This window comes from Bacillota bacterium (assembly GCA_040755295.1).
Lineage (GTDB): Bacteria > Bacillota > Desulfotomaculia > Desulfotomaculales > Ammonificaceae > SURF-55.
This window is the reverse complement of the sequence record JBFMBK010000044.1, coordinates 1-1132: the sequence shown is the minus strand read 5'-3', so window position 1 is coordinate 1132 and position 1132 is coordinate 1. Positions and strand designations below refer to the sequence as shown.

Below are 1132 nucleotides of genomic sequence, written 5' to 3'. Positions count from 1 at the left end.
CCAGGAACGCCACCGGTTTAAAAAACTCTCCCACAAACCGGAAATCTCCGATAGAACGTTAATCCGTGTCTGGACGTCTTCGCTTCGTTTGGCGTCGTGGGTGGACGTCGCGTTCAAGGAGTGAGGCCACCGGTCATACCTTGCCCGGTTAAAACGGTGAAACTCCGGCACGGAAAGCCCTACGGTTTGAGGGTCGCCTCCTACCGTATTCAGTGATATTAACCGGTTATAAACGTACAGAGCGGTATCTTCAAAGCCCTTGGCCATAATCGGGCCGGTGAACTGCTGCCAGCGCATTACGAAACGCAGCCATTCCTTTTGCTGCTTCACGGAAAGGTACTGCGGAAAATCTAACAGCAGCACGCGGCGCAGGAATTCGCAAGCCTGGTTACCGGCGGGATGCCGCCTCACGGCTTCCTGAATAGCGCCGGCAATATACGCGCTGTCTCGCGGTGAGACTTCGAAGTCGCGGATGTAAGTCCGGTAAATCGGCAGGCATGCCGTGACTTCAACGAGGGCTTCCTCGATATCAGCCACTGTAAGATCGCGGCCGTACCGGTCCGATTCCGCAAGCTTCCCGAGTTGCCGCGCGAGGGTATGCACCTCGCCGGCAAAAAGCTGAAACATAACCCGCCGCTTCTGGATGTAAACAACGTCGGAAAACTCCGTTTCGTAACGACTCAAACGTGCGTAGATTTCATCGAGTTTATCGGCGCCGCGACGGTCTACAAAAACCCCGTTCACCACGTTTTGAAAGTCATAGCCGGTGGTGCCGTAAACCGGCCATTCCGGGGGCAACTCTTCATCCGCGTTAAGGATCTTTTCGACCACCACATAAAAGCCGGAACGAGGGTTTGAACAGAGACGGTTTTGAAGCCTTTTAAGGTAACCTACCGGGTCGCGGAGACCGTCGATATGGTCAATGCGCAGCCCCGTGACCTGTCCCGCCTGGACTGTCTTTGCGACTTGCGTGTGGGTGGCTTTAAAAACATCCTCATTCTCGATACGGATTGATACCAGACCGCTCACGTCGAAGAAGCGGCGGTAATTGATCTCGTGGTTCGCCACTTTCCAGAAGGCGAGCCGGTAATTTTGCTCCGCCAGTATTTGATCCAGGTTGTCAAAGCTCTGC

General features: G+C 54.5%; 1 protein-coding gene. It reads right to left on the bottom strand.

The annotated features are described in order from the left end of the window. On the bottom strand, nt 1-1132 hold a 1132-nt coding region (locus tag AB1500_13190), incomplete at both ends, for a malto-oligosyltrehalose synthase (protein ID MEW6184101.1).